Consider the following 429-nt stretch of genomic DNA (forward strand, 5'->3'; position numbering starts at 1 on the left):
GATCTCAAACAGATGAATGATGAAATCCATCAGAATCTGGTGGGCGTATCTAACCATCGTACGCTTGAGTTCGCACGTTACCTGTCCAATAAAGACATCAAGGTGTGGATCCGCTACGTCGTTGTACCTGGCTGGTCTGACGATGACGACTCCGCGCACCGCCTGGGCGAGTTTACCCGCGATATGGGCAACGTAGAGAAAATCGAACTGCTGCCATACCATGAGCTGGGCAAACACAAATGGGTGGCAATGGGTGAAGAGTACAAACTTGACGGTGTTAAGCCACCGAAGAAAGAGACCATGGAGCGCGTGAAAGGCATTCTTGAGCAGTATGGTCATAAAGTAATGTACTAAGGTATGACGACCACGGCGTCGCAGCGCTCTGCTTGAGTAGCGCGACGCCAACGTTCGATGCCTACGACATAAAAT

Annotated in this window: 1 pseudogene; it reads left to right on the plus strand. The window is 50.6% G+C overall.

Annotation, left to right across the window (positions count from 1 at the left end):
* Positions 1-354: pseudogene (gene pflA / locus KQJ19_RS23850) on the plus strand (pyruvate formate lyase 1-activating protein); the annotation flags it as partial.
* Positions 355-429 lie beyond the last annotated feature (75 nt).

Origin of the sequence: Citrobacter sp. S46_ASV_140 (assembly GCF_018919545.1) — a bacterium.
Classification (GTDB): domain Bacteria; phylum Pseudomonadota; class Gammaproteobacteria; order Enterobacterales; family Enterobacteriaceae; genus Citrobacter; species Citrobacter braakii.